This window comes from Mesonia maritima, from assembly GCF_042433895.1.
Taxonomy (GTDB): domain Bacteria; phylum Bacteroidota; class Bacteroidia; order Flavobacteriales; family Flavobacteriaceae; genus Mesonia; species Mesonia maritima.
In genome coordinates, this window is the sequence record NZ_JBHLUA010000010.1 from 1 (window position 1) to 1263 (window position 1263).

The 1263-nt window shown below is 40.4% G+C and carries 1 pseudogene; it reads right to left on the reverse strand.

The features are described 5' to 3' along the window. A pseudogene (locus ACFFGL_RS06510) lies at nucleotides 1-1263 on the reverse strand (hypothetical protein); the annotation flags it as partial.

A 1263-nucleotide genomic window follows, 5' to 3' on the forward strand; every position in this document is an offset into this window, starting at 1 on the left:
TTACCGTTAGATCGATCCTGTACGCTCGCATAATAGCTTACCGTGAAATCTCCAGAGGTAGCCTCATTCGCTAAAATAGCTCCTTCTTGAGAAGTTAAATCAAATTCGCGTGTACCGTCCCCTTCTGTATCACACTGTTCTAAAGGTGAGATGGTTGAAGGCAAATTAGGTTGCTCCAATACGGTTAGCGTGATACCTATTGTATTATAACAAGCTAGGCTATTATCTTCTACGCGAGCAAATACTGTGGTGCTTGCTGTGGTATATGATACTGGAACTGTAGGAGTTCCTGCATTGGCGTCTGCCTGGTTAGCATGATAGGTTATAGTTACATTAGGATTGTTATTAATCGTTCCATTTAATTGTGACAAATTAAATTGAGCGGTTCCACTATTATTTTGTTCGCAAACCTCTAAAGGACCGGCAGGATTGGCATCTGGAGAAGCTATTACTTCTAAATCTAAACTATCGGTTGTGTAACAACCCGTAGTACTATCTTCTATCCTTACATAAATTGTATCATTATAAGGATTCCCATTAGTATAATTTTGGGGAAGAGCAGGTTCAACCGAAGGATCTCCTGCATCTGCTCCCGCTTGAGTTTCATAATAACTAATCACTAGATTGTTAAAACCACTGGATATCTGAGAGGTAGCATTGTTCAAATTGAAAGAAGCGATTCCATCTGCTGACCCATCATCACAAATAGATAATTCTACAGGAGTGTTGTAAGAAGGCAGGTCGTTTACTATCAAGTCAAACGTGATAACAGAAGTACAAGCATTAGTTCCTTCCACCTCTACATAAATTGTTTGTGGATCAGAGGTATTTTCATAAGCGCTCAAATCAGCACCTGGTATAGAGGTATCGTTTTGCAAATCAGTTTGACTTGCATAATAAGTTAATGTATAATCCCCTGGATTAGGCTCATTTGCAGCAATAGACGAAGCTTGACTGGTTAAATCAAATTCACGTGTCCCATCTTGCTCTGTATCACAAAGTTCTAAGTTAGGAACTGATGCAGGAAGATTAGGAACGTCTTCTACGTTTAACACTACCGCCACCGTGTTATAACATCCCGCAGGACTGTTAGACTCTACACGAGCAAACACCGTAGTACTTGCTGTAGTATATAGCATCGGAAGTGTAGGGGTTCCTACATTAGCAAATGCTTGACTGGCGTGATAGCTTACCGTAACATTACTCGCTCCACCGTCTATTGTATTATCTAAAGCACCTAAATCAAATTGCGCTTGCCCATCT